Below are 24,452 nucleotides of genomic sequence, written 5' to 3'. Positions count from 1 at the left end.
CATCCAACCGCCCCACCACCACCCTTAATCGGACTGAAGGCAGATCCTTTTGTAGGGTCGGTGAGTGCCACAAGCCCTTTCAGTCCTTACCCGTAACCGTGATTTCCGGCGTCTTTTCTCGGCCGAGCTCGTGGTCTTCGGCGCGGACTGGTTCGTCATGGTCCCGTTGCTCGTCCTGCTGCCGGAGCTGACCGGCAGCGGTGTCTGGGGTGCCATGGTGCTCGCCGCCGACACCGGGATCAACGCGCTGCTGCTTCCGTACACCGGCACGATCGCCGACCGGCTGGATCGGCGGAAGATCCTGATCGCCGCGAACCTCGCCTCGTTCCTCGCGGTGCTGCTGCTCTTCGCGGTACGCACACCGGACACCGCCTGGCTCGCCATCGTCGCGGTCGGCGCCATGGCGGTGGCGAAGGCCTTCTACTCCCCGGCCGCCTCCGCCGCGCTGCCGAACGTCGTGGACCCGGAGGACCTGGCGGCGGCCAACACGGTCGCCGGCTCCGCCTGGGGCACGATGACGGTGGTCGGCGCGTCTCTCGGTGGCGTGGTGAGCACCCTCTTCGGACCGTACGTCTGCTTTGCGGTGACCGCGGCCCTGCTCCTGGCCGGAACCGTGCTGACCAGCCTGATCCGTCGTCCGCTGCAAGCGCCGCGCAGCGGCGGCGAGCAGGAACCGACGATGCGCGCGCTCGTCGAGGCGCTGCGGTACATCGGGGCGCGGCCGCGGCTCCGCGCGCTCGTCACGGTGAAGTCGGCGGTCGGGCTCGGCAACGGGGTGCTCACCGTCTTCCCGCTGATCGCGGTGGCGCACGGCGCGGGCGCGCTCGGCGCCGGGCTGCTCTTCGCCCTGCGGGGGGCCGGCGCGCTGGTCGGGCCACTGCTGATGCGCCCGGTGCTGAATCGGCCCTCCTGGCTGCTGCCCGGCCTCGCGCTCTCGATGGGGCTGTACGGCATCGGTTACCTCGGCGTCGCGTTCAGCCCGTGGTTCCCGCTGGTGCTGGTGCTCGTCTTCGTGGCGCACTTCGCCGGCGGCACGAACTGGATCCTCTCCAACTACGCGCTGCAGAGCGAGGTGCCGGACGAGTTGCGCGGGCGGGTGTTCGCCACCGACATGATGCTGGCGACGCTTGCCATCGCGATCAGCCAGCTCGGCGCCGGCGCGGTCATCGACCACGTCGACCAGCGGTTCGTCCTGGCCGGGTGCGCGGCGATCACGCTGATCTACGCGATCGTCTGGCGGATCGCCACCCGCCGGCTCGCCGCGCCTCGACATTCGGGAATACCGGACCGGGACCCCTCGGTTTAAATGATCACGCCCTAGCATGTGGCGATGGGCCTGTCCTTCGTCTCTGAAACGGTCTCCGTCAGCACACCGGCGACCAGCGCGAACCTCGGTCCCGGCTTCGACTCGCTGGGCCTCGCGCTCACGTTGTACGACGACCTCACCGCCCGCGTGACCGAGTCCGGTTTCACCGTCGAGATCAGCGGTCAGGGCGCGGGCGAACTGCCGGTCGACGAATCTCATCTCGTTGTGCGGTCCATGCTGGCCACCTTCGACGAGATGGGTGAGCGCCCGCCCGGCCTTGCGGTCAGCTGCGTCAACCGCATCCCGCAGGCCCGCGGGCTGGGTAGCTCCTCGGCGGCCATCGTCGGCGGCGTGCAACTCGCCCGCGGCCTGGTCAAGGGTGGCCTCGAACTGCTCGGCGACGCGGACGCGCTGCGGATCGCCGCGCGCATCGAGGGCCACCCGGACAACGTGGCGCCCTGTCTGCTCGGCGGCTTCACCGTGGCGTGGACCGAGGGGGTGGCCGGCGCACGCGCGGTGAGCCTCACTCCGGCGGCGAGCGTACGCCCGACGGTTTTCATCCCCGACGAGCGTGGGTACACAGCGACCGCCCGTGCCGCGTTGCCGGCCGAGGTGCCACACGCCGACGGTGCGTTCAACGCGGGGCGGGCAGCGCTGCTGACTCATGCCCTCACGAGTGATCCGTCGCTGTTGTTCCCGGCGACCGAGGACCGGTTGCACCAGGGTTACCGGGGACCGGGAATGCCGGGGTCGGCGTCGCTCGTCGCGGCGCTCCGATCGATCGGAGTGGCCGCTGTGATCAGTGGCGCGGGGCCGACAGTTCTGGCATTGAGCGAGGTCCCGGCCGATTTCCACCCGGGCTCGCACTGGCACGGCGAAGTGCTGGGCGTGGATGACGCCGGTGCTCGTGTGAAAGGGGGTATGGTGGAACACGCCGAGCGGGGCCCTGTTGCCGCAGGTCGCACGAGTTGACTACGCTCAAGACCTAGCACAGTGCTTCAGGAACAGCCGCGAAGCAAGCGATCTCTGCGGTTCGGCGCACCCCCGAGATTTCTGGGCCGATGGCCTGTCTCAAACTCTCATCAAGGCATACGCCGCGCAGCAGTCGATAGATCGCTGCACTCGCCGAGACCTACCCGTCAAGCCCTGACGGGCAGGGACACCGGTCGAGCTGCCGTGCTGCACGAACTCCCGCGCCGCTGTTGCGAAGCGGGCTCCGAGGGCACCCGGCCCAGGCTGCAGTTCCGGGTGGACTCGGGTTTTTTCCGACGGAAGGAATCCATTGAGCGACACCACCGACGTGACGTCGGGTGTTTCTGACGTCGCTGACGGCGCCGGCATCACCGCGACCGCCACGAAGCGCCGCCGCGGCGGCACGGGGCTGTCCGCGATGCTGCTGCCCGAGTTGCAGAGCCTCGCCGCCTCCCTCGGCATCTCCGGCACCGCCCGGATGCGCAAGGGCGAGCTGATCGCCGCGATCACCGAGCGTCAGAGCGGTGCGTCGGCCGCGTCCGCCGAGCCGCCGCGTCCGCGTACCAACGGCTCCGAGGCCGTCGCATCGGCCCAGGCCGCTCCGGTCCAGGCCGCCCCGGCTCAGGCCGCGCCGGTCCAGGCCGCGCCGGTCCAGGCCGCGCCGGTCGAGACCGCCCCGGTCCAGGCCGCTCCGGCCGAGAAGCCGAAGAACGCAGCAGCCCCGGTCGAGAAGGCCGTGGCACAGTCCGAGCAGGCGGCTCCGGCCGCCTCCGAGCGTCCGTCGCGGCGCAGCCGTGAGCGGGCCACCCGTGACACGGCACCCCGCGAGTCGGCGCCGGCTCCGGTCGAGGCCGCTCCGGTCGCTGTGGCGGCCGTGGCCGCGCCCGTCGAGGCGCAGGCCGCACCAGCGCCCGCCGCCGAGACCATCGAGCGTGCCGAGCGGGGCGAGCGTCCCGAGCGGGGCGACCGTAACCGTGACCGGCAGCGCAACCCGCGTGACGGCGAGCGCAATTCACGTGAGGGCGAGCGCAATCCCCGCGATGGCGAGCGTGGTGAGCGCAACCCCCGCGACGGTGAGCGCAACGATCGCAACCCGCGTGACGGCGAGCGTAACGACCGCAACCCGCGTGACGGCGAGCGCAACGATCGCAACCAGCGCGACAACGACCGTGATCGCGCACCGCGTGCCGACCAGGGCCACGACGACGACAACGACGACTCCGAGGGTGGCCGCCGGAGCCGGCGCAGCCGGTTCCGTGACCGCCGCCGTGGTCGTGACCGTGACGACGAGGGCGTGCCCGCGGGCGCCAGCGCCGGCACCGGTCGTCAGCGTGACGGCGGCAGCCCGCGTGAGGGCCGCGAGTCGCACACCTCCGAGGACGAGGTTCTCGTGCCGGTGGCCGGCATCCTGGACGTGCTGGACAACTACGCGTTCGTCCGGACCACCGGTTACCTCTCCGGCCCGAACGATGTGTACGTGTCGATGTCGCAGGTGAAGAAGTACGGCCTGCGCCGCGGTGACGCGGTGACCGGTGCGGTGCGCTCCACCCCGCGCGACACCGGTGACCAGCGCCGGGACAAGTACAACCCGCTGGTCCGCCTGGACACCATCAACGGGATGGAGCCGGACGAGGCTCGCCGTCGTCCCGAGTTCTACAAGCTCACCCCGCTCTACCCGCAGGAGCGTCTGCGGCTGGAGACCGAGCCGCACATCCTCACCACCCGGGTCATCGACCTCGTCATGCCGATCGGCAAGGGTCAGCGCGCGCTGATCGTCTCGCCGCCGAAGGCCGGTAAGACGATGGTGTTGCAGGCGATCGCGAACGCGATCACCCACAACAACCCCGAGTGCCACCTGATGGTCGTGCTCGTGGACGAGCGTCCCGAAGAGGTCACCGACATGCAGCGTTCGGTGAAGGGCGAGGTCGTCGCGGCCACGTTCGACCGTCCGCCGCAGGACCACACCACGGTCGCCGAGCTGGCGATCGAGCGGGCCAAGCGCCTGGTCGAGCTGGGACACGACGTTGTCGTGCTGCTCGACTCGGTGACCCGGCTCGGCCGGTCGTACAACCTGGCGGCGCCGGCTTCCGGCCGCATCATGTCGGGTGGTATCGATTCGACAGCGCTCTACCCGCCGAAGCGGTTCCTCGGCGCCGCGCGCAACATCGAGAACGGTGGCTCGCTCACCATTCTCGCGACCGCGCTCGTCGAGACCGGCTCGATGATGGACACGGTGATCTTCGAGGAGTTCAAGGGCACGGGTAACGCCGAGCTCAAGCTCGACCGCAAGATCGCGGACAAGCGGACCTTCCCGGCCGTGGACGTCTCCGCCTCCGGCACCCGTAAGGAAGAGATCCTGATGGGCAAGGAGGAGCTTGCGATCATCCACAAGCTCCGTAAGGTGCTCAGTTCGCTGGAGTCCGGCGCGGCTCTGGACCTCCTGCTGGACCGGCTCAAGCAGACCCGGACCAACATCGAGTTCCTGATGCAGATCGCCAAGTCGACACCAGGCGAGTAACCGCATAAAAAGGACGGGCCCCACCCAATCGGGTGTGGCCCGTCTTTTTTGTCGCACAAGTTGTCTGATTCGCCCCGGTCGGGGTCGTGCGAACCTCCGGTGTCACATCCCTCGATAATCCGGAGGCGCTCGATGATCGTGCCCGGCTACCGGGACCACCCGGCCGAGCCCTGGGATCCGAGTGCTCCCGTCGACCCCGGTGAGGCCGAGGACTTTCTGCGCCGCTGTTACACCGAGAACCCGCGACTCGGCCCGGTCGAGCCACGCCTGGCCATCGTCCGGGCGCAGATCGCGGCCACCGGCAGCTATGTGCACACCACCGACGAGCTGGCGCACGGCGCCCGGATGGCCTGGCGCAACTCCAGCCGGTGCATCGGACGGCTGTACTGGCGCAGCCTGATGGTTCTGGACCGGCGCCGGGCCCGGACCGCCGACGAGATCTACTCGCTGCTGGTCCAGCATCTCCAGTCGGCCGGCGAAGCAGCGATCCGCCCGGTGATCAGCATCTTCGCGCCGGCGCAGCCCGGTCAGCCGTTCGCCCGGGTCTGGAACGAGCAGCTGATCCGGTACGCCGGATACCGTACCGAAGCCGGCAAAACGGTCGGGGATGCGCGGCAGCAAGGTCTCACCGACGTGGTCCGCGGTTTCGGCTGGCAGGGCAAGGGTGAGGCGTTCGACGTGCTCCCGCTGGTGATCGAGACACCGTCCGAGGGCCTGCGCCTGTACGAACTACCGGAACGCGCGATCCGCGAGGTGCCGCTGACCCACCCCGAGTACGGCTGGTTCGCCGAGCTGGGTCTGCGCTGGCACGCCGTCCCGGCCATCTCCAACATGCGGCTCACCATCGGTGGCGTGCACTATCCGCTCGCGCCGTTCAACGGCTGGTACATGGGCACCGAGATCGGCGCGCGCAACCTCGCTGACGCCGATCGGTACGACATGATCCCGAAGATCGCCGCCCGGATGGAACTGGATACGAGCCGGGAGTCGACGCTCTGGCGGGACCGGGCGCTCGTCGAGCTGAACCGGGCCGTGCTGCACAGTTTCGAGCAGGCCGGCGTCAAGATGAGCGACCACCACACCGAGTCGCAGCGGTTCATGGCGCATCTGCGCAACGAGGAGAAGGCGGGCCGGCCGACCCCGGCGGACTGGTCGTGGATCGTGCCGCCGATGTCAGGTGGGCTGACGCCGGTGTTCCACAGGTATTACGACGAGATGGATCTGCGGCCGGCGTTCTATCTGGACGACGAGGCGGCGGACCGGGCGCAAGGATGCCCCATCAAGCGAACTCATTGAGGGCGAAATCGTCCCGATGCCGCCACGATGCTTCAGTACGCACATGGCCGGCACGCACCCACTTGAGCACCTTGTGATCAAAATCGGACGCCGGTATTCGGCCGGCGGCACGGACCACGTAGCCCTCGGAACTCTTCTCGGTGCGCTGGCCGGACCAGGCGGCCCGGGCCTCGGAGATGCTGCCGCCGCGATAGAGGACCGGCACCACCGGAAGCTCCAGGCGTTTCGCCCAGTCGACCGTGTCGTCCCAGCCCAGCAGCGTGTTCGTCTCGTCCCAGATGCCGAAGACCAGGAAGACACCGGGCAGGTCGGCGTACGCGACGCTGCGGCGGGCCCACATCGACTCGCCGCAGACCCGCCAGTCGTCCGGAATTCGGTGCGCCGTCATCGCCCAGAGCGCTTTCGCCGGGCGGTCCCACGGCTGGGTCCCGGAGTCGAGCGACCGGGCGTACATGGTGTCGCGGGTGAAGGTGAGGTTCCCGCCGTCCATTTTCTCGGTCACCACGAGTTCGCCGTCCAGCCAGGACAAATCATGCTGAACGCGGTCGTCGGATGTCGCACCCGGTGAGTCGGGCAGATGGAATGTTCTCGGGTATTTCACCCTAGAAATCCCCCTCTGCCACCTGGAAAACGGTCAGGCCCAGCGCCCGCCACATACGTACCACCTGCTGGCGGTCGTCGAAAACCCCGGTGATCCGCCAGCGGTCCCGGATCTCGTCGTCGAAGAACTCCCGTTTCACGATCGCGTCCTTGCGGCTGTCGCCTTCCGGGCGCATGAACAGGGCTTCGTACGGCACGCCCACGAAGAGATCGAGCCACGCCTCGGTCTCGTCCCGGCACACCTCGTCGCGGCCCGAGCAGAAGACGATGGCATGCCCGGCCGCGTGCATCGCCCGGACCGCGGTGATCACCGCCGGGTTGGGCGCGTCCTCGCCGACCCGGTGCCAGTCGTACGGGCGCCGGCCGGTCATCAGCGCGACCGTGCCGTCGATGTCGACAAGGACCGCCTCCGGCAGATCCGGTTCGGGCCGGTAGATCACACCGGGACCACCGCGCTCCACCCACGGCACCGGCAGCGGCAGATTCCTGCCGGCCAGGTAGCGCTCGTGCATGCGGCGGATCCCGCCCTCGCCGACCCGTTCGCTCTCCGGCCGCCCGGCGTCACGGCGCAGGCACTCGTCGAGCGGCACGTCGGTGAAATCGTGCACCTCGAACGACGCCTCGAAGCGGGCGGCCATCTCGGCCCATCGGCGTACCGTCTCGGGCCGTAGGTTGGTGTCGTCGACGATGACGCTGCCTCGCGCCCGCAGCAGAGCCTCGACCGCCGCGCGCTGTGCCTGGCCGACCTGGTCCTCGGCGTGCTGGGTGTAGAGCCGCGAGCCGTGCAGCATCCGGCGCAGGTCGTCGCGGTTGACCCGGACCACGCCCGGTTGGAGCTTACGGGCGAAGGTGGTCTTTCCGGAGGCCGGCAGACCACGGGTGATGAGCAGTCGAGTCATGGTCGATCCCTGGATCGGGGGGCGGGAATGGGTCGGGGGGCGCTCACGTTAACGAGGGCGTATGCAGTTCCGCCGCCTGATTTCCGGAAGGCGACCGGGGCATGGCAGACTGGTACATCGGCCAGTAGAGGTTCCGGTTCACGCCTTTCCAGCAGGTGAGGCGACCCGGCGACCTGATCATCGAGAGGGACCGAGTAATCATGAAGAGCGGCATTCACCCCGAGTACACGACCACCGAGGTCGTCTGCTCCTGCGGCAGCACCTTCACCACCCGCAGCACCGCCAAGGGCGGCGAGATCCGCGTCGAGACCTGCAGCGCCTGCCACCCGTTCTACACCGGCAAGCAGCGCGTCCTCGACACCGCGGGCCGGGTCGCGAAGTTCCAGGCGAAGTACGCCAAGGTCACTGCCGCGAAGAAGAAGTAACTGCTTCAACGGCGCCCGTCCCGGTCTTCCGGGACGGGCGCCGTTCGCATGTGGGTCCGCTCGAAGGCTTGGGAGAGATCGATGAGCAACGACCGTCTGACAATGCTTCTCGATGAGTACGCCGGCCTGGAGAGGCAGATGGAGGACCCCTCCATCCACGCTGACCAGGCGCTGGTGCGCCGGGTCGGCCGCCGCTTCGCCGAGCTGGCGCCGCTGAACGCCGCGCACAACGAGCTGGAGGCGGCCCGCGCCGATCTGGCCGCGGCGAAGGAGCTGGCCGCCGAGGACCCGGCGTTCGCGTCCGAGGTCGAGGCGGTCGCCGCCGTGCTCCCGGCGCTTGAGGAGAAGCTCGGCGAGATGCTGATGCCGCGCGACCCGAGCGACGCCAAGGACGTGATCGTCGAGATCAAGGCGGGTGAGGGTGGTCAGGAGTCCGCGCTCTTCGCCGCCGACCTGTTGCGCATGTACACCCGGTACGCGGAACGGCACGGCTGGGTCGTCGAGGTGATCGACTCGCAGGAGTCGGACCTCGGCGGGGTGAAGGACATCTCCGTCGCCGTGAAGACCAAGGGTGTTCCGGTGGGCGGCCACGGCGTCTGGTCCCGGATGAAGTGGGAGGGCGGCGTGCATCGGGTGCAGCGCGTGCCCGTCACCGAGTCCCAGGGCCGGATCCACACCTCGGCGGCAGGCGTGCTGGTGCTGCCCGAGGCCGAGGACGTCGAGGTTCATATCGAGCCCGGTGACCTGCGGATCGACGTGTACCGCTCGTCCGGCCCCGGCGGCCAGTCGGTGAACACCACCGACTCCGCAGTCCGGATCACCCACCTGCCCACCGGCACCGTGGTGAGCTGCCAGAACGAGAAGAGCCAGCTCCAGAACAAGGAGTCCGCCATGCGGATCCTGCGGTCCCGGCTGCTCGTGCAGGCCCAGGAGGCGGCGGACGCGGCGGCCGGCGACGTGCGCAAGTCCCAGGTGCGTACGGTGGACCGCTCGGAGCGGGTCCGCACGTACAACTTCCCGCAGAACCGGATCACCGACCACCGCATCGGGTACACGGCGTACAACCTCGACCTGGTCCTCGGCGGTGAGCTGGACGGCGTGCTCGACGCGCTGGCCCAGGCCGACCGGGAAGCCCGGCTGGCCGGCGAGACCGAGCTGAGCCGCCAAAAATAAACAGCCGCCAAAAGTAATCAGCCGATAGAAGTGATTACTACCTCGCCGGTCCGCTGACAGGCGAGGTAACGGCCGGCCGCGTCGCAGCGTGACCCCTCGACCTGGTCGGCCGACGACTCCAGCTGGCCGACCCGGGTGACCTCGCCGGTGGTGAGGTCGAGATGGTCGACCGCGTCACGCAGCGGCCCTTCGCCGTAGATCCGGTGCAGCAGCACGATCGAGCCGTTGAACGGCTCGTACCGTACCGGCCAGCCCACGCCACCGGCGCCGATCTGCTCCCCGGTTGCCGGGTCGACAAGGAACTGGGCCGGCGGGTCGGTGTTGCTCGACGCGAGGATGTAACCGCCGACCAGCATCAGCCCGCTGGACTCGCCGGCGCGTTCCCAGACCTTGCGGCCGGTGAGCGGGTCGAGACCCTGCAGGGTCATGCCGTCGGCGAGGCAGAGGATCGGACCGCACTCCATCAGGTACGAGTACGACGGCGCCTCGATCTCCCACAGCCGTTCCAGGCTGCCGGTGCGATAGGCGGCGAGCCGGGCCTTCGCCGGGTCGTTGCGGCTCACCATCACCAGGTCGTCGGCGACGGTCAGGTACGTGTCGACGCCGCTGACCGGCTGCGCCGGGGTCCACGGCAGCTGCTTCTCCCGGATGACCGAGCCGTCCGCGTATCGCAGGACCGTGGTCCGGCCGGTCGGGTCGGCGAGGACGACAAGCACCGGCGCCGGACCCTCGTTCTTGATGATCAGGTGCAGCGCCTCACCGGCCGGGCGGCGCCAGATCTCGGCGCCGGTACGCGCATCCGCCAGCCACACCGACACGAAGTTCCCGTCCGTGTTGCGCTCGGCCAGCAGCACCGACGCGGAAGCCGCCGCCTGCACCTCGCCGGTCGCCTTCCAGAGTCGTTCCCCGGTCCGCGCGTCCAGGGCCGTGGTGGTGCCGCCGTACGAGATCTGGCCGAAGCTGCCGTCGTCGTACTCGATGTTCGAGAACTTCTCGTCGCCGGGGATCAGCAGCAGCCCGGCTTCCTCGCCCTGGTACGTCCAGTTGACGTTGCCCTCGCTGGACCGCGACCAGAGGACGTCACCGGTGGCCGGCTCGTAAGCCGTGAGGTCCACCTGGTTGATCCCGGTGCTGCGGAAGACGAAGACGCCGTCGGTGCGGATCGTCATCGAGTCCTGATCGGTGATCGGCGCCGACCAGATATCCCGGACGAGCGGCATGGCGGGCGGCGCACCGGAACCGATGAGCAGCGCACAGGCCAGGACGATGCCGGCGAGGAGCATCCGGCGTACCGAACGGGGGTTGAACTCGGACTTCGGGCCGGGTGGCTCGGGCTCGATGGGTACGTTGTACTCGCCCAGGTCGATAACGGCCATCAGGGCACCGCGGCGACGATGACCCGGTCCCAGCCGGTGCAGATCAGATAACCCGGTGTGGTCCGGCAGGACTGCTGGTCGGGCAGCGGTTCGAGCGAGCCCAGCAGGTCGGTCCGGCCGGTACGCAGATCGATGCGGGTGACCGCGGTCCGGCCGATCGGCTCGGCCGACGGGCGCAGCAGCAGGATCTCGTCGTCCCAGCGGTCGGCCCAGGCCACCCAGCCGTGCACGCTGCCGGACAGCGCCCGGCCGGTACGGCTGTCCAGGAGGGTGTGCTCGCTGCCGGTCTGCTGGTCGGTCAGAAGTCGATCGTCGGTCACCACGGAGGCGATGATCTCAGGGCTGCGCCACAGCTCGCGGCCGTTCGCCGGGTCGAGCGCCAGGAAGCCGCCCTGCCCCCAGGAACAGATGATCGTGCCGCAGTTGGTGATGTCGTCGTGGCGCACCGACTCGGTGAGGGTGTCCAGCCGGTAGACACCGACCGGGGTCGGCCCGGCCGAGTCGGGCTCGGACGCGGCCACCCAGAGCCGGCCGTCGCGGGCGCCGAAGTCGTTGTAACCGTCCTTGACCGGCGCGAGCCGCGCGGCAGCGGCCTCGCGGGTGCCGTCGGCGTGCCGCAGGACCGTGACGTCGCCGGCCGTGGTCCTGGTGATCACCCGGTTCAGCCGGCCGCCGGCGATCTCGACGATGGCTTCCCTGACCGTGCTGCCCCGGCTGGTCCAGATCGGCGCGCCGTCCTCGACGCGGACCCGGGACACCGCCGCGATGCCGCCTAGGGGATCGAATTCGGACAACAGCGCGTCGTCGCGATCGACGCCCTGCCAGAGCGGTTCGCCGGCATGGCGCCACAGCTCGGCACCGGAACCGGCGCGCAGCGCGATCGTGGTCCGGGAGGCCAGCGCGGCCGGCCCGTCCGCTGTTCCGGCCGAGGCCGGGTCGACCGAGACCAGCACCGGCCCGCCACCCGGCGCCGGGTTGACATTGATCAGATGGGCGTCGGTGCCCCAGCGCCACAGCCGCCGCCCGTCGGCCAGCGAGAACGCCTCCAGTTCGGCCCGGTCACCGCCGCTGACCAGGTAGAGGATGTCGGCGGAGAGCACGATGCTCTTCTCCGAGTTGTACGGCGCGGTCCACAGCTGGCGAAGGCCGGGTGACTCCGGCCGGACGGCGCCGCCGCAGGCCAGCACCAGCGCCAGCACCACGAGCAGGACGGCCGGCTTGACCCGGCGGCGGTCGAGCCCGGCGGTGATCGGGTCCGCCACCGGAACGGGGCGGGCGTCGGTCATGTCGCCGAGCTCGATCAATGCCATTTACGTCTGTTTCCGGCTCGCTGCAGCGGCGGCCAGGGCGGCGCTGAGCCCGCGGCCGTTGCGGCCGACCTCGGACCAGCCGGCCGCCAGCCCGATCGGCGAGCCGGGAACCAGGCCCTGCCAGTTCTCCGCGTCGGCGGCAGCGCCGATGCGGCGGGCCACTTCGGCCGCCTGGCTCGGCCCGGCGCCCGGCAGGACCAGCACGAACTCGTCACCGGCGAACCGGGCCACGAAGTCGCCGCGGCGCATCGTCTTGTGCAGCACGCCGGCGATGCGCTGGAGCACCAGGTCGCCGCGATGCCGGCCGTGCCGGGCGTTGACCGCGGTGAACCCGACGATGTCGCAGATGCCGATCGCGGCCCGTTCGCCACGGGCCAGCAGCGTTTCCACGTACCGCTCCAGCTGGCGGCGGTTGGGCAGCCCGGTGAGCGGGTCGACAAGGGTCTCGTCGCCGTACCGGCCGGGGTCGCGGTGGGTCTCCTGCGCGTCCAGGCGGGCGGCCACGCCGTCGAGGTAGCCGTCGCGCAGCTGGTCGATGCGCTGGGCGGCGAGGCGGAACGCGTACCGATCGGCGGCGTGCGCGGCCGCGTGGTCGCCGGCGCTGGCGTGGCAGATGCTGCGCAGCCGGGCCGGCTCGGGCGCGCCGAGCACCTCGGCGGAGACCGGAACCGCCTCCAGCATGGACAGAGCCCGCTCCGGTTTGCCGTCCGCGATGGTGAGGCAGACCGCGCCGAGGTGCCGCAGGTCCCGGGTGCGCACGCTGTCGCCGCCGCCGATCAGCCAGGGCGCGGCGTCGCCGCCGGTCGGCTCGCCCAGCGCGGCGCGGCGGGCCAGTGCGTACCCGTAGACGGTCCGGCTGCCGGGGCGCAGCTGGTCGGTCGCGATGTACCGGGAGAGTTCGGCGTCGATGTCGCGCAGCACCCGCAGGCAGCCGTCGGTGTCGCCCTGATGGTCGAGCGCGACGGCGTTGCGCAGCCGGATGCCGGGCGCCGCGAAGATCTCCGGCGCCAGGCCGGCGCTCGCGCCCACCTCCCGGGCCTGCTCGATGGCGGTCAGCGCCTGGCCGTGAAAACCCAGATAGGAGTACGCCATGGCGAGATCGTGCCAGCCCCACGCGGTCTCCGAGTCACGTTCCGGCACGGCGGCCAGCGCCCGGGCGGCCTGCACGAGATGGGTCACGCCACGGTCCAGATTGCTCTGCAGGTGCGCGCCGAGGGCGGCGAAAGCGTGCATCTGGCCGCGCAGATAGGGGTCGGGAACCTCGCGCACGGCCTCGGAGGCGGCGGCCATCGCGGCGGAGAGCTCGGCGACCCGACCGAGATTGATCAGCGCACCGAACCGCTGCACCAGGGCGTAGGCCCGGGTCAGAGGGTCGTCGGACGCGGCCAGAACGGCATCGAGGATCGGAAGTGCCTGCGCGGACCGCCCGTTCTGTTGCAGTTGCCCCGCCCGGCGCAGATCCTCGACATGTTTCGCGAGCTGGTCCAACCAACCCACCCGGCGCCTCCCACGGCTTCGGCGCGCCGAAGGGTCACCCGGCCGACCTCCTGCGTGCGCGACGTCTCATGATTATGCCGTGATGGCGAGCCACGAACACCCCCGCGAGAGCGCGGATCGAACCCGTCTGGCACCGGAACTGGCCGCCGCGGCGGCTGAACTCGCCGCCGCCGGGGTCGCATCACCGCGGGTCGATGCGGAACTGCTGGCCGCGCACGTGCTCGACGTGCCCCGCGGACGACTTCTCATCATCGACTCGATGCGTCCGGGCGAGTCGGCGCGTTTTCGTGAGCTGGTCGCCGAGCGCGCCCGCCGCATCCCGTTGCAGCACCTGCTCGGCACCGCCGCGTTCCGCCATCTGGAACTCGCCGTCGGCGACGGTGTCTTCATTCCCCGCCCGGAGACGGAGCTGCTGGCCGGGTGGGGGATCGAGCAGACCGCGCCGGGCGCGACAGTGGTGGATCTGTGCAGCGGCAGCGGCGCGATCGCGCTCTCGGTCGCCGACGAGTCGAAAGCGGGCCAGGTGATTGCCGTCGAGCGCTCACCGTCCGCCTTGCGCTGGCTGCGGCGCAACGCCACACCCTTCCCTTCGGTACGCGTAATCGAAGGGGACGTGACCGATCCTGATCTGCTGTCCGATCTGCACGGTCAGGTGGATGTGCTGCTCTGCAACCCGCCGTACGTCCCGGACGGCACTCCCGTCTCTCCCGAGGTGTCCGACCACGACCCTGCCGAGGCGGTCTTCGGCGGCGGCGACGGGCTCACCGTGATCCGCCCGGTGATCGCTCTCGCCGCGAAGCTGCTGCGCCCCGGCGGCCGACTCGGCATCGAGCACGACGACGTGCACGGCGCGGCCGTGCCCGGGTTGCTCGATGCCGACGGCCGGTTCGCCGAGGTGACGGCACACGACGACCTCACCGGCCGCCCGAGATATGCGACCGCTCGCCTTAGGTAAAGGCATGGCAGACTGCACGTCGTGATGCTCTACGACTGTGCCACCGTCGCCGACCGGGACCGTGGCATCGCGGCGGCCGTCGAGGCGGTAAAGAGCGGCGAACTAGTGGTTTTCCCCACCGACACGGTTTACGGCGTCGGCGCGGACGCCTTCACCGCCCATGCGGTCACCCAGCTGCACCACGCCCGCGGCTCGGACCGGCGCGTGCCGCCGCCCGTGCTGGTCGGCTCCCGGCACACCCTGGACGGGCTGGTCTACTCGCTGCCCCGGGCCGCCCGTGAGCTGGCCGACGCGTTCTGGCCGGGTGCGCTCACCATCATCGTGGAGCATTCGCCCAGCCTGCAGTGGGACCTCGGCGACACCGGCGGCTCGGTGGCCGTGCGGATGCCGCTGCACCCGGTCGCGCTGGAGGTGCTGCGCGAGGTCGGCCCGATGGCCGTCACCACGGCGAACAAGCTCGGCTCGCCCGCCCCGCTCACCGCCGACGAGGCCCGCGACCAGCTGGAGTACGCGGTTCGCGTCTACCTCGAAGCCGGTCCCGCCCTCGACCCGGCGCCCAGCACGATCGTGGACGTGACCGGCGACGTGCCGGTGGTGCTGCGGGCCGGCGCCATCCCTCTTGAGAAACTGCGTGACGTGGTTCCCGACATCGTCGATGGGCAGGCCTGACGTGGCGCCGTTCACCGTCCTGCACATCTGCATGGGCAACATCTGCCGGTCGCCGATGGCCGAGCGCCTGCTGGCCCGGGCCGTGCGGGACCGGTCCGGTGAGCCCGACCTGCTCCGCAGCGTCAGCGCCGGCACCGGTGGCTGGCACGAGGGCGAGGAGATGAACCCGCCGGCGGCCCGCCAGGTCCGTGCCCGGCGCGGCTCCGACGACGGCTTCGCCGCCCGCAAGCTGCGTGGCGACTTCATCGACGAGGCCGACCTGATCCTCACCGCCACCTCCGATCAGTACGACTACGTGGTCGCGCTGCGCCCGGACGCCGCCGAGCGGACGTTCGTGCTCGGCGAGTTCGGCCGGCTGCTGGCCGGCATCGACACGTCCGCCCTGCCGCCGGCCGAGCCGAAACCGGACGCCGTGCACGTCCGGGGCGCGGCGATCGTCGCGGCGGCCGCCCGGCTGCGTGGCGACAGCGACCCGCAGCCCGGCGACGACCTGGACGACCCGTGGGGCCGTGGCGACCAGACGTTCCAGCGCATCGGCGACGAGATCGAGGACACCACGGTCCCGTTCGCCACGCTCCTCCTCCCGTGATCCTTTCGCCGGACGCCGAGGGGATTCGCCGCGCGGTCGAAATCCTGGCTGCTGACTCGGTGGTCGCGTTCCCCACCGAGACCGTTTACGGCCTCGGCGCACACGCCTTCTCGGAGAAGGCGGTCGCCGAGATCTACCGGCTGAAGAACCGGCCCGGCTGGAACCCGCTGATCGTGCACGTGGCGAACGTGGCGGCGGCCCGGGACCTCGCCGAGACCTGGCCCGAGCAGGCCGACGAGCTGGCCGCCCGGTTCTGGCCCGGCCCGCTCACCCTGGTCGTCCGCCGGGCCCGGCACCTGCCCGGGATCGGCGCCGCGAACGACACGGTCGCGGTCCGGGTGCCGGCGCACGACGTCGCGCTGCGCCTGCTGGAAGCGTCCGGCCTGCCGCTCGCCGCGCCGAGTGCGAACCGGACCGAGAGCATCTCGCCGACCACCGCCGAGCACGTGGTGCGCAGCCTGCCGGATGTGCCGCTGGTGCTGGACGGCGGCGCCTGCTCATGGGGCATCGAGTCGACAGTGCTGGACCTGACCGGCGCGGTGCCGCGGTTGCTCCGGCCGGGCGCGCTCGGCCTGCGGGAGCTGCGCGACGTGGCCGGGGCGATCACCCTGCCCGATGCGGAGACCGAGGACGGCACGGCACGTAACTCACCCGGGATGAGCCGGCGGCATTACGCGCCGCGCGCCCGGGTCGTCCTCCGCAAGGACGTCCAGGACGCCGACCGATCCGATCTGGCCGAACCGATCGGTGTCCTGGCCTTCGAGGAAGGTCCCTTCGCGGAGATCCTCTCCGCGGATCCGGCCGAGTACGCCGCCGACCTTTACGCCGCGCTGCACCGCCTTGACGACGCGGGTGTCGCGACGATCCTGGTCCAGGAGCCGCCGCAGACCGAGGAGTGGCTAGCGGTGCGCGACAGGTTGTCCCGCGCTGCCGCTCAATGATTCAGCGGTAGCAGTGATGTTGCGGGCCATCCCGTTGAAGACGATCCCGTGGAACGGCAGCACCGAGGCCCAGTAAAGGTGCCCGCCGAGACCGCGGGGCAGGAAGACGGCCCGCTGCCGGTACACGCTGCCGCCCTCGCCGTCCGGCTCGGCGCGCATCTCCAGCCAGGCCCGGCCCGGTACCCGCATCTCGGCGCGCAGCCGCAGCAGCGCGCCCGGCTCGATCTCCTCGACCCGCCACCAGTCCAGTGCCTCGCCGACCCGCAGCCGGTGCTTGTCGCGCCGGCCGCGGCGCAGGCCGACACCACCGGCCAGCCGGTCCATCCAGCCACGCACCGACCAGGCCAGCGGGAACGAGTACCAGCCGTTCTCGCCGCCGACGCCTTCGATCACCCGCCACAGCTGGTCGGCGGGCGCCTGCACCGGACGGGACCGCTCGTCGACGTAAACGCTGCCACCGGACCAGTCCGGGTCGCTGGGCAGTGGCTCGGCCGCCGCGTCCCGGCCGGAGGCGCCGGTCCAGCGGGTCTCCACGTCGGCGTCCCGGATCTTGGTGAGTGCCAGCCGGGCGGCCTCGTCGAAGCCGAGCGGCTCCTCGAAACCGAGGATCCCGGTCAGGTCGTTCTCGTGCGCGATCGCCTCGTGCACCAGGCTCGCCACCAGCGGCCGGGCGATGGCGTGCGGCACCGGGGTGATCAGGCCGACCCAGTGCGCGGAGAGCCAGGGGCTGAGCACCCGGGTCGGCACGATGATCCGCCGGGGCAGGCCGGCCACCTTGGCGTACCGGTTCATCATCTCGGCGTAGGTGAGCACGTCCGCGCCGCCGATGTCGAAGCCCCGGTTCACCTCGGGTGCCAGCCCGGCCGCGCCGATCAGGTACCGGAGCACGTCACGGACCGCGATCGGCTGGATCCGGTTGCTCACCCAGCGCGGTGTGATCATGGCCGGCAGGCGCTCGGTCAGGTACCGGAGCATCTCGAACGAGGCCGAGCCGGAGCCGATGATCACCGGGGCGCGCAGCACGGCCGTCGGTACGCCGCTGTCCAGCAGAATCCGGGCCACCTCGGCACGCGAGCGCAGGTGCGGCGAAGGGCGGTCGCCGGGCGCCGGCTCGGGACCACCGAGGTACACGATCCGGCGTACCCCGGCGGCGCGGGCCGCCTCGGCGAAGTTGCGGGCCGCCTCCCGGTCACGCCGCTCGAAGTCCCGCTGCCCGAGCGAGTGCACCAGGAAGTACGCGACCTCGACGCCTTCCATCGCGGCGGGCAGGGTGGCCGGATCACTCAGATCGGCCTGGACGATCTCCACCTGGTCGGCCCACGGGACGTCGCGCAGCCGGCCGGCGCTGCGGGACAGGCAGCGGACCGTGTGCCCGGCTTCGAGCAGGCGAGGCGCCAGGCGCCCGCCGATGTAACCGGTCGCGCCCGTGACGAGACATCGCATGTCCGATTCCTTCCCCAGCCGAATTCAACCTCATAAAAGACTGTGCCCGCGCGAGGGCCCTTCGAAGCCATATGCTGCGAAACGCAGGGTTTCGCGGTTTCGCGAGGGGAGGCCAGGTGGGCACCTTCTGGGGTCCGGACTTCGCCGCGCTGGAACGCGACGATCCGGAGATCGCGACCGTCCTCCTCGACGAGCTGGCTCGTCAGCAGGAAACCCTTCAGCTGGTGGCGAGCGAGAGCTTCGCCTCGCCGGCGGTGCTCGCCGCTCTCGGCTCCACGCTGGCGAACAAGTACGCCGAGGGTTACCCGGGCAATCGCTACTACGGCGGCTGCGCGCAGGTGGATCGGGCCGAGCAGCTCGCCATCGAGCGGGCCACGGAGCTCTTCGGCGCCGAGCACGCGAACGTCCAGCCGCACTCCGGCGCCTCGGCGAACCTTGCCGCGTACGCTGCCCTGGCCGAGCCCGGTGACCCGGTGCTGGCGCTGGGCCTGCCGCACGGCGGACACCTCACGCACGGCAGCCGGGCCAACTTCTCCGGCAAGTGGTTCCATCCGATCGCGTACCGGGTGGACCCGGGGACCGAGGAGATCGACTACGACGAGGTCCGGGACCTGGCCCTCGCGCACCGTCCGAAACTGATCATCTGCGGCTCGGCCTCGTACCCAAGGTTGATTGATTTTGGTCTGTTCCGGGAGATCGCCGATGAGGTGGGCGCCTACCTGATGGTGGACGCCGCGCACGTGATCGGCCTGGTCGCCGGGCGGGCCGTCCCGTCGCCGGTGCCGCACGCCGACGTGGTCACCTGCACCACCCACAAGGCGCTGCGCGGCCCGCGCGGCGGCATGATCCTCTGCCGCGAGGAGCTGGCTCAGCGGGTCGACAAGGCGGTCTTCCCGTTCGCGCAGGGCGGCCCGATGATGCACACGGTCGCGGCGAAAGCGGTGGCGCTGCGCGAAGCGGCCATGCCGGGCTTCCGGAGGTACGCTCAGCAGACCGTTCGTAACGCCCGTGCCCTCGCGGCCGGGCTGGCCGCCGAGGGCATGCGCCCGGTCACCGGCGGCACGGACACCCATCTCGCTCTGCTCGATCTGCGCGAGCTGGGCGTCCGGGGAGCGGAAGCCGAGGCGCGTTGCGCCAGAGCGCGGATCGCGCTCAACAAGAACGCGATTCCGTACGATCCGGAGAAGCCCGCCGTGGCCTCCGGAGTCCGGGTCGGCACGCCGAGCGTCACCTCGCAGGGCATGGGGGAGGACGAGATGCGGCGGATCGCGGCCCTGATCGGGGCGGCGGTGCGCAGCGACCCGGCGACGGCCGGCGGCGAGAGCCGTCTGGGCGAGGTGGGCACGGAAGTGTCGGAGCTGGTCCGGCGTTTTCCGATCTATCAACAACAGGAGGTTCTGGCGTGACTGGAAGTGGACCGGTGACGGTTCCCGCCGTACAGGACGAGGAGCCGGAGCGTCCGCTCCCGGATCTCGCAGCGCTTCCCGCCGACCCGCGCTGGCGGGTCGAGCATCTGCCGTTCCTCTCCGCGGTCTGCATGGCGTTGCTGCTGTTCGCGGCCTCGGCCGGGTTCCTGACCGGCGGCGCGCAGTCCGCGGTCGGCGCGGCGGCCGGCGTTCTGATCGTGACCATCAGCTACACGATGAGCACCCTGGTCATCGCCTGGGCTGACACGGTTCGTCCGGCACTTCTCATGCCGCTCGGTCTGCTTACATATACGGTGAAGTACACGATTCTCGGCGTGATCCTCGCCTACGGCGTCTCGGCGGATTGGTCGGGCAAGACGGCACTCGGCCTGGGCATCGTCGCGGGCGTCATGGTGTGGACCGGCGTGCAGGCCTGGTGGATGTACCGGCGAGCGCCGCGAAAGTGATCTAGGGCACGGTGTCCTGGCTGGTCAGGAGGGTCCAACTCGGTCAAGCGACCACGATCTGGTGACCCCCTCCCTCGTGCCGTGTTCCGTTTTGGCGTGACAGGAGTACCGTGTCCTTCCAGTTGCGAGACCTCTGACGCCTGGACAACGAAGGTTGTGCGGGGGGTCCCGCTTAGCTTCGTGTTTCCTGCTGATATCGTTCGGGCCGTCATGACCGGCCAAGAACCTCCCCCCGAATCTCGCGGTGACAAGGGTCAGCAGCAACCACCTCCCGACACGGGAGTGGGCATGACCGCCGTCTCCTACCTCATCGCGGGCATGTTGGTGTGGGGTGGAATCGGTTGGCTGGTTGACCACTTCGTCGGAACCAAGGGCATATTCGCCGGCCTCGGCGCCGTCCTCGGAGTCGCCGGTGGTGTGTACCTCATCGTGCGCCGGCTCGGCGCCTGACAGGAAAGGGCCATGGTGATCGGTCAGTCGACGGTCCTCGCGGCGGCGTTCCCGCCCAGCGTCGAGGACTTCTACCTGCCCAGCATCCTGCCTTGGGGCGAGCACGACAATTACTGGTTCACCAAGGTAACGCTGCTCATCTGGGTTGCGGTCGCGGCGATCATCATCTTCTTCCTGGTCTCGTACCGGAAGCCGAAGTTGGTACCGACCAAGAAGCAGTGGATGGCTGAGAGCGCCTACGGCTTCGTCCGTAACAACATCGCGGTTGACATGATCGGCCCGGCGGGTGTGCGCTTCGCGCCGTACCTGACGACGCTGTTCCTGTTCATCCTGGTGAACAACTTCTTCGGCATCGTGCCGCTGATCCAGATGTCGCCGATGTCGCACATTGCGTTCCCGGCGGTCCTCGCGGTGATCAGCTATGTGATGTTCATCTATGTCGGTATGCGGCACCACGGCCCGCTGAAGTACTTCAAGCACGCGCTGCTCCCGCCGGCGCCGTGGTTCATCCTGCCGCTGCTGATCCCGATCGAGTTCTTCTCGAACTTCATCGTGCGGCCCTTCTCGCTGGCGGTTCGTCTCTTCGCCAACATGTTCGCGGGCCACATGCTCCTGCTGGTGTTCACGCTGGGCGGCTTCGCGATGATCAACGCGAACGTCCTGCTGGCGCCGATCTCGGTGCTGTCCTGGGTGCTCACTGTCGCACTCACGCTGCTCGAGTTCCTGGTGATCTGTCTCCAGGCCTATGTCTTCACGGTGCTTACCGCGAGCTACGTCCAGGGCGCGCTCGCAGACGAGCACTGAGCACCACCCGAACCATTAGTTACACCCCGTTGTCGTCCCGCGTGACACTCACGTGAGATACCAGGAGGAATTAGCAATGGACCTTCTCGCCGCCGTTGAGGGCAGCACCGCCGCCATCGGTTACGGTCTCGCTGCGATCGGCCCCGGCATCGGCGTTGGCCTGGTCTTCTCGGCCTACATCCAGTCGACCGCGCGCCAGCCGGAGTCGTCCCGCCTGACCCTCCCGTACGTCTGGATCGGCTTCGCCGTCATCGAGGCGCTCGCGCTGCTGGGCATCGCGTTCGGCTTCATCTGGCAGGGCCCGATCTCCTGACTTTCTGCCTCGTTGGGAGGTGTCCATGATCAACCTCTATCTGGCCGCTGAAGAAGGCGCCACCGAGCACAACCCGATCATCCCGATCTGGCAAGAGATCGTGGTCGGCTCGGTTGCCTTCGCGGTGCTCTGCTTCGTGCTGATCAAGTTCGTCTTCCCGCAGATGGAGAAGACGTTCCAGGCGCGGGTCGAGGCCATCGAGGGTGGCATCAAGCGCGCCGAGGCCGCTCAGGCCGAGGCGAACGAGCTGCTGGAGCAGTACCGGACGCAGCTCGCCGAGGCCCGTACCGAGGCCGCGCGCATCCGTGACGAGGCCCGGGCGGACGCCGAGGGCATTCGTCAGGACGTGCTGGGCAAGGCTCGCGAGGAGTCGGACCGCATCATCGCGGCCGGCAACGAGCAGCTCGCCACCCAGCGTGAGTCGATCCTCCGCGAGCTTCGCTCCGAGGTCGGCACTCTCGCGGTCGACCTGGCCGGCAAGATCGTCGGCGAGACTCTTGCCGACGAGGCCCGCACCCGCGGCACCGTCGAGCGCTTCATCGCGGACCTCGACACCGCCGGCACCACGGGTGGGCGGCGCTGATGACGTCGAGCGTAAGCCGCGAGGCCTACGGCGAGGCGTCGGACCGGCTGACCGCGGACACCGCGACGGCAACGGCTACGCAGCTGGCATCGGTCGCCGACGAGATTCTGTCGGTGGCCGGCCTGCTGCGGGCCCAGCCCCGGCTGCGCCGGGCGCTGACCGACCCGTCCCGGCCCGGCGCGGACCGCGCCGAGCTGGTGCGGTCGCTGCTGTCCGGCAAGGTCTCCGAGACCACGGCGAACGTGCTGGGCGCCCTGGTGTCCGGCCGCTTCTCCAAGCCGGTGGAGCTGCTGGACGCGACCGAGCGCCTTGGGGTGGAAACCCTGCTGGCCACGGCCGAGCGTGACGGCAAGCTGACCGACGTCGAGGACGAGCTGTTCCGGTTCGGCCAGATCGTCTCGGGTGATTCCACGCTGGAGGTCACGCTGAGTGACCCCGGTGCGGCGCTCGAACGGCGGGTTAAGCTGGTACAGGCTTTGCTCAAGGGCAAGGTCCACGTGGCTACCGGCCGACTGGTCGAGGTGGCGCTGGAAGGCTTCGGTGGCCGTGGTTTCGTGGCATCGCTGAACCGTTTGGTCGAGCTGACCGCGGCGAAGCGGGACCGCGAGGTGGCGTACGTGACGGTGGCCAAGCCGCTCACCGACGCCGACGAGACCGCCCTGGCCGCGAAGTTGTCCGCCATCTATGGCCGCGGAGTGTCGCTGAAAGTCGACGTCGACCCATCGATCATCGGTGGTGCCAGCGTCCGAGTCGGATCCGACCTCTACGACGGCACGATCCTGCGCCGGCTGAACGCCGCCAAGCAGGCGTTCGCTAAATAGTCCTTTCCCCTCGATTTCTTATCGAGAAGGCCCCTCGGCGGCGGCGACGTCCCGAGCTAGACAGAGAAGGCAGAGGATGGCCGAGCTGACCATCTCCTCGGACGAGATCCGGGGGGCGCTAGAGCGCTACGTCTCGTCCTATTCGCCCGAGGTCTCCCGCGAGGAGGTCGGCATCGTCTCCGATGCGGGCGACGGAATCGCGCATGTCGAGGGCCTGCCCTCGGTAATGGCGAACGAGCTGCTCGAATTCGCCGACGGCACCCTGGGTGTCGCGTCGAACCTGGACGTCCGCGAGATCGGCGCCGTGATCCTGGGCGACTTCGCGAAGATCGAGGAGGGCCAGCCGGTCAAGCGCACCGGTCGCGTCCTCTCGGTCCCGGTCGGCGACGCCTTCCTGGGTCGCGTGGTCGACGCGCTGGGCAAGCCGATCGACGGTCTCGGCGAGATCGCCAACGAAGGCTTCCGCGAGCTCGAGCTGCAGGCGCCGAACGTCATGGCGCGGCAGCCGGTGAAGCAGCCGCTGCAGACCGGCATCAAGGCTATCGACGCCATGACGCCGATCGGCCGCGGCCAGCGCCAGCTGATCATCGGTGACCGCAAGACCGGTAAGACCACGGTCGCGCTCGACACGATCATCAACCAGAAGGCCAACTGGGAGTCCGGCGACCCCCAGAAGCAGGTCCGCTGCATCTACGTGGCGATCGGCCAGAAGGCCTCCACCGTCGCCAGCATCCGGGGCACCCTGGAGGCGCAGGGCGCGCTGGAGTACACGACGATCGTCGCGTCTCCGGCTTCCGACCCGGCCGGCTTCAAGTACATCGCCCCGTACACCGGTTCGTCCATCGGACAGCACTGGATGTACAACGGCAAGCACGTCCTGATCGTCTTCGATGACCTGACCAAGCAGGCCGAGGCGTACCGGGCCGTGTCGCTGCTGCTGCGCCGCCCGCCGGGCCGTGAGGCGTACCCGGGTGACGTCTTCTACTTGCACTCCCGCCTGCTGGAGCGCTGCGCGAAGCTCTCCGACGAGCTGGGTGGCGGCTCGATGACCGGTCTGCCGATCATCGAGACGAAGGCCAACGACATCTCGGCCTTCATCCCGACCAACGTCATCTCGATCACCGACGGCCAGATCTTCCTGGAGACCGACCTGTTCGCCTCGGGTGTCCGCCCGGCGATCAACGTCGGTACCTCGGTCTCCCGCGTCGGTGGTTCGGCGCAGGTCAAGGCCATGCGTACGGTCTCCGGCCGGCTGCGCCTCGACCTGGCCCAGTTCCGTGAGCTGGAGGCCTTCTCGGCCTTCGCCTCCGACCTGGACAAGGCGTCGCGTGCTCAGCTCGAGAAGGGCGTCCGCCTGGTCGAGCTGCTCAAGCAGCCGCAGTACTCGCCGTACTCCACGGTTGACCAGGTCATCGTGATCTGGGCCGGCACCACCGGCCAGCTCGACGACGTCCCGGTCGGCGACGTGCGCCGCTTCGAGCAGGAATTCCTGCAGTGGGTGAAGAAGCACCGCAGCGACGTCTACACCGCGGTCGAGTCGACGAACCTGCTGACCGACGACAACATCGAGAGCCTGAAGTCGGGCGTCGTCGAGTTCAAGAAGGTCTTCCAGAGCGGTTCCACCGAGAGCGGTAGCTAG

General features: G+C 69.8%; 24 protein-coding genes. 18 read left to right on the top strand and 6 right to left on the bottom strand.

The features are described from left to right. Nucleotides 1-64: 64 nt before the first annotated feature. The 4 genes from ACQP2E_RS34120 (at nt 65) to ACQP2E_RS34105 (ending at nt 6,092) form a co-directional block, all read left to right on the top strand. Nucleotides 65-1,306, top strand: coding sequence for an MFS transporter (locus ACQP2E_RS34120; RefSeq protein ID WP_433827089.1), 1,242 nt, complete (start codon nt 65-67; stop codon nt 1,304-1,306). 24 nt (nt 1,307-1,330) lie between these two features. Then, nucleotides 1,331-2,278, top strand: coding sequence for a homoserine kinase (gene thrB, locus ACQP2E_RS34115; RefSeq protein WP_433827088.1), 948 nt, complete (start codon nt 1,331-1,333; stop codon nt 2,276-2,278). Nucleotides 2,279-2,588: 310 nt separating this feature from the next. Further along, nucleotides 2,589-4,796, top strand: a complete 2,208-nt coding sequence (gene rho, locus ACQP2E_RS34110) for a transcription termination factor Rho (RefSeq protein ID WP_433827087.1) — start codon at nt 2,589-2,591, stop codon at nt 4,794-4,796. Between the two features lie 132 nt (nt 4,797-4,928). Next, nucleotides 4,929-6,092 (top strand): nitric oxide synthase oxygenase, encoded by a 1,164-nt coding sequence (locus tag ACQP2E_RS34105; RefSeq protein ID WP_433827086.1) that lies wholly within the window; start codon nt 4,929-4,931, stop codon nt 6,090-6,092. On the opposite strand, the gene ACQP2E_RS34100 is transcribed toward ACQP2E_RS34105, so the two are convergent. Next, nucleotides 6,076-6,693: an RNA ligase family protein gene (locus ACQP2E_RS34100; protein ID WP_433827085.1), complete on the bottom strand. Its 618-nt coding sequence runs from the start codon at nt 6,691-6,693 to the stop codon at nt 6,076-6,078. The two genes, ACQP2E_RS34105 and ACQP2E_RS34100, sit on opposite strands and share 17 nt — an antisense overlap. Nucleotide 6,694: 1 nt before the next feature. Then, on the bottom strand, nt 6,695-7,591 hold the full coding sequence (locus ACQP2E_RS34095; protein ID WP_433827084.1) for an AAA family ATPase: 897 nt from the start codon (nt 7,589-7,591) through the stop codon (nt 6,695-6,697). A gap of 200 nt (nt 7,592-7,791) precedes the next feature. Between ACQP2E_RS34095 and rpmE the strand changes: the two genes are divergently transcribed. Then, nucleotides 7,792-8,016 (top strand): 50S ribosomal protein L31, encoded by a 225-nt coding sequence (gene rpmE, locus ACQP2E_RS34090; protein ID WP_111651844.1) that lies wholly within the window; start codon nt 7,792-7,794, stop codon nt 8,014-8,016. 81 nt (nt 8,017-8,097) lie between these two features. Further along, entirely contained in the window at nt 8,098-9,189 is a 1,092-nt protein-coding gene (gene prfA, locus ACQP2E_RS34085; RefSeq protein WP_433827083.1) for a peptide chain release factor 1, read from the top strand. A gap of 17 nt (nt 9,190-9,206) precedes the next feature. On the opposite strand, the gene ACQP2E_RS34080 is transcribed toward prfA, so the two are convergent. The 3 genes from ACQP2E_RS34080 to ACQP2E_RS34070 are packed head-to-tail and all read right to left on the bottom strand — an operon-like array spanning nt 9,207 to nt 13,372. Then, nucleotides 9,207-10,565: a PQQ-binding-like beta-propeller repeat protein gene (locus ACQP2E_RS34080; RefSeq protein WP_433827082.1), complete on the bottom strand. Its 1,359-nt coding sequence runs from the start codon at nt 10,563-10,565 to the stop codon at nt 9,207-9,209. Further along, nucleotides 10,565-11,875 carry a PQQ-binding-like beta-propeller repeat protein gene (locus ACQP2E_RS34075; RefSeq protein ID WP_433827081.1) on the bottom strand — a complete coding sequence of 437 codons (1,311 nt, stop codon included), beginning with the start codon at nt 11,873-11,875 and terminating at the stop codon, nt 10,565-10,567. The genes ACQP2E_RS34080 and ACQP2E_RS34075 overlap by 1 nt, the downstream gene beginning before the upstream one ends. Continuing rightward, on the bottom strand, nt 11,876-13,372 hold the full coding sequence (locus ACQP2E_RS34070) for a GGDEF domain-containing protein (protein ID WP_433827080.1): 1,497 nt from the start codon (nt 13,370-13,372) through the stop codon (nt 11,876-11,878). Nucleotides 13,373-13,454: 82 nt separating this feature from the next. On the opposite strand from ACQP2E_RS34070, the gene prmC reads away from it, so the two are divergent. The 4 genes from prmC to ACQP2E_RS34050 are packed head-to-tail and all read left to right on the top strand — an operon-like array spanning nt 13,455 to nt 16,526. Further along, nucleotides 13,455-14,327, top strand: coding sequence for a peptide chain release factor N(5)-glutamine methyltransferase (prmC, locus tag ACQP2E_RS34065; RefSeq protein WP_433827079.1), 873 nt, complete (start codon nt 13,455-13,457; stop codon nt 14,325-14,327). 24 nt (nt 14,328-14,351) lie between these two features. Continuing rightward, a complete protein-coding gene (locus ACQP2E_RS34060; protein WP_433834173.1) occupies nt 14,352-14,996 on the top strand; it encodes an L-threonylcarbamoyladenylate synthase in 645 nt (214 codons plus the stop codon). Between the two features lies 1 nt (nt 14,997). Then, nucleotides 14,998-15,585 carry a phosphotyrosine protein phosphatase gene (locus ACQP2E_RS34055; protein ID WP_433834171.1) on the top strand — a complete coding sequence of 196 codons (588 nt, stop codon included), beginning with the start codon at nt 14,998-15,000 and terminating at the stop codon, nt 15,583-15,585. After that, on the top strand, nt 15,582-16,526 hold the full coding sequence (locus tag ACQP2E_RS34050; protein WP_433827078.1) for an L-threonylcarbamoyladenylate synthase: 945 nt from the start codon (nt 15,582-15,584) through the stop codon (nt 16,524-16,526). Before ACQP2E_RS34055 ends, ACQP2E_RS34050 begins: the two co-directional genes overlap by 4 nt. Here the strand turns inward: ACQP2E_RS34050 and ACQP2E_RS34045 are convergent. Next, the gene (locus ACQP2E_RS34045; protein WP_433827077.1) at nt 16,485-17,969 is read right to left on the bottom strand and encodes an SDR family oxidoreductase; all 1,485 of its coding nucleotides are present in this window, start codon (nt 17,967-17,969) and stop codon (nt 16,485-16,487) included. The two genes, ACQP2E_RS34050 and ACQP2E_RS34045, sit on opposite strands and share 42 nt — an antisense overlap. A gap of 116 nt (nt 17,970-18,085) precedes the next feature. Between ACQP2E_RS34045 and glyA the strand changes: the two genes are divergently transcribed. The 8 genes from glyA (at nt 18,086) to atpA (ending at nt 24,452) form a co-directional block, all read left to right on the top strand. Continuing rightward, nucleotides 18,086-19,375: a serine hydroxymethyltransferase gene (glyA, locus tag ACQP2E_RS34040; RefSeq protein ID WP_433827076.1), complete on the top strand. Its 1,290-nt coding sequence runs from the start codon at nt 18,086-18,088 to the stop codon at nt 19,373-19,375. Next, nucleotides 19,372-19,842: a hypothetical protein gene (locus ACQP2E_RS34035; RefSeq protein ID WP_433827075.1), complete on the top strand. Its 471-nt coding sequence runs from the start codon at nt 19,372-19,374 to the stop codon at nt 19,840-19,842. Before glyA ends, ACQP2E_RS34035 begins: the two co-directional genes overlap by 4 nt. 288 nt (nt 19,843-20,130) lie before the next feature. Then, complete coding sequence (locus tag ACQP2E_RS34030; RefSeq protein ID WP_433827074.1) at nt 20,131-20,292, top strand: AtpZ/AtpI family protein; 162 nt, start codon at nt 20,131-20,133, stop codon at nt 20,290-20,292. 15 nt (nt 20,293-20,307) lie between these two features. Then, complete coding sequence (gene atpB, locus ACQP2E_RS34025) at nt 20,308-21,096, top strand: F0F1 ATP synthase subunit A (RefSeq protein WP_433834169.1); 789 nt, start codon at nt 20,308-20,310, stop codon at nt 21,094-21,096. Nucleotides 21,097-21,172: 76 nt separating this feature from the next. After that, nucleotides 21,173-21,409, top strand: a complete 237-nt coding sequence (locus ACQP2E_RS34020) for an ATP synthase F0 subunit C (RefSeq protein ID WP_111654357.1) — start codon at nt 21,173-21,175, stop codon at nt 21,407-21,409. A gap of 25 nt (nt 21,410-21,434) precedes the next feature. After that, on the top strand, nt 21,435-21,992 hold the full coding sequence (locus ACQP2E_RS34015) for a F0F1 ATP synthase subunit B (RefSeq protein WP_433827073.1): 558 nt from the start codon (nt 21,435-21,437) through the stop codon (nt 21,990-21,992). Further along, on the top strand, nt 21,992-22,813 hold the full coding sequence (locus ACQP2E_RS34010) for a F0F1 ATP synthase subunit delta (protein WP_433827072.1): 822 nt from the start codon (nt 21,992-21,994) through the stop codon (nt 22,811-22,813). Before ACQP2E_RS34015 ends, ACQP2E_RS34010 begins: the two co-directional genes overlap by 1 nt. A 76-nt stretch (nt 22,814-22,889) precedes the next feature. Continuing rightward, nucleotides 22,890-24,452 (top strand): F0F1 ATP synthase subunit alpha, encoded by a 1,563-nt coding sequence (gene atpA, locus ACQP2E_RS34005; protein WP_433827071.1) that lies wholly within the window; start codon nt 22,890-22,892, stop codon nt 24,450-24,452.

The sequence above is a fragment of the Actinoplanes sp. CA-015351 genome (assembly GCF_050955685.1).
Classification (GTDB): Bacteria; Actinomycetota; Actinomycetes; order Mycobacteriales; family Micromonosporaceae; genus Actinoplanes.
This window is presented reverse-complemented; position numbering and strand designations above follow the sequence as displayed.

What these genes read in the sequence shown, in the direction of transcription:
- thrB (WP_433827088.1), top strand. Translation starts at nt 1,331, where the DNA reads ATGGGCCTGTCCTTCGTCTCTGAAACGGTCTCCGTCAGCACACCGGCG.
- ACQP2E_RS34105 (WP_433827086.1), top strand. Translation starts at nt 4,929, where the DNA reads ATGATCGTGCCCGGCTACCGGGACCACCCGGCCGAGCCCTGGGATCCG.
- ACQP2E_RS34095 (WP_433827084.1), bottom strand. Translation starts at nt 7,591, where the DNA reads ATGACTCGACTGCTCATCACCCGTGGTCTGCCGGCCTCCGGAAAGACC.
- rpmE (WP_111651844.1), top strand. Translation starts at nt 7,792, where the DNA reads ATGAAGAGCGGCATTCACCCCGAGTACACGACCACCGAGGTCGTCTGC.
- prfA (WP_433827083.1), top strand. Translation starts at nt 8,098, where the DNA reads ATGAGCAACGACCGTCTGACAATGCTTCTCGATGAGTACGCCGGCCTG.
- ACQP2E_RS34080 (WP_433827082.1), bottom strand. Translation starts at nt 10,565, where the DNA reads ATGGCCGTTATCGACCTGGGCGAGTACAACGTACCCATCGAGCCCGAG.
- ACQP2E_RS34075 (WP_433827081.1), bottom strand. Translation starts at nt 11,875, where the DNA reads ATGGCATTGATCGAGCTCGGCGACATGACCGACGCCCGCCCCGTTCCG.
- prmC (WP_433827079.1), top strand. Translation starts at nt 13,455, where the DNA reads ATGGCGAGCCACGAACACCCCCGCGAGAGCGCGGATCGAACCCGTCTG.
- ACQP2E_RS34060 (WP_433834173.1), top strand. Translation starts at nt 14,352, where the DNA reads ATGCTCTACGACTGTGCCACCGTCGCCGACCGGGACCGTGGCATCGCG.
- ACQP2E_RS34045 (WP_433827077.1), bottom strand. Translation starts at nt 17,969, where the DNA reads ATGCGATGTCTCGTCACGGGCGCGACCGGTTACATCGGCGGGCGCCTG.
- ACQP2E_RS34030 (WP_433827074.1), top strand. Translation starts at nt 20,131, where the DNA reads ATGACCGCCGTCTCCTACCTCATCGCGGGCATGTTGGTGTGGGGTGGA.
- ACQP2E_RS34020 (WP_111654357.1), top strand. Translation starts at nt 21,173, where the DNA reads ATGGACCTTCTCGCCGCCGTTGAGGGCAGCACCGCCGCCATCGGTTAC.
- ACQP2E_RS34015 (WP_433827073.1), top strand. Translation starts at nt 21,435, where the DNA reads ATGATCAACCTCTATCTGGCCGCTGAAGAAGGCGCCACCGAGCACAAC.
- ACQP2E_RS34010 (WP_433827072.1), top strand. Translation starts at nt 21,992, where the DNA reads ATGACGTCGAGCGTAAGCCGCGAGGCCTACGGCGAGGCGTCGGACCGG.
- atpA (WP_433827071.1), top strand. Translation starts at nt 22,890, where the DNA reads ATGGCCGAGCTGACCATCTCCTCGGACGAGATCCGGGGGGCGCTAGAG.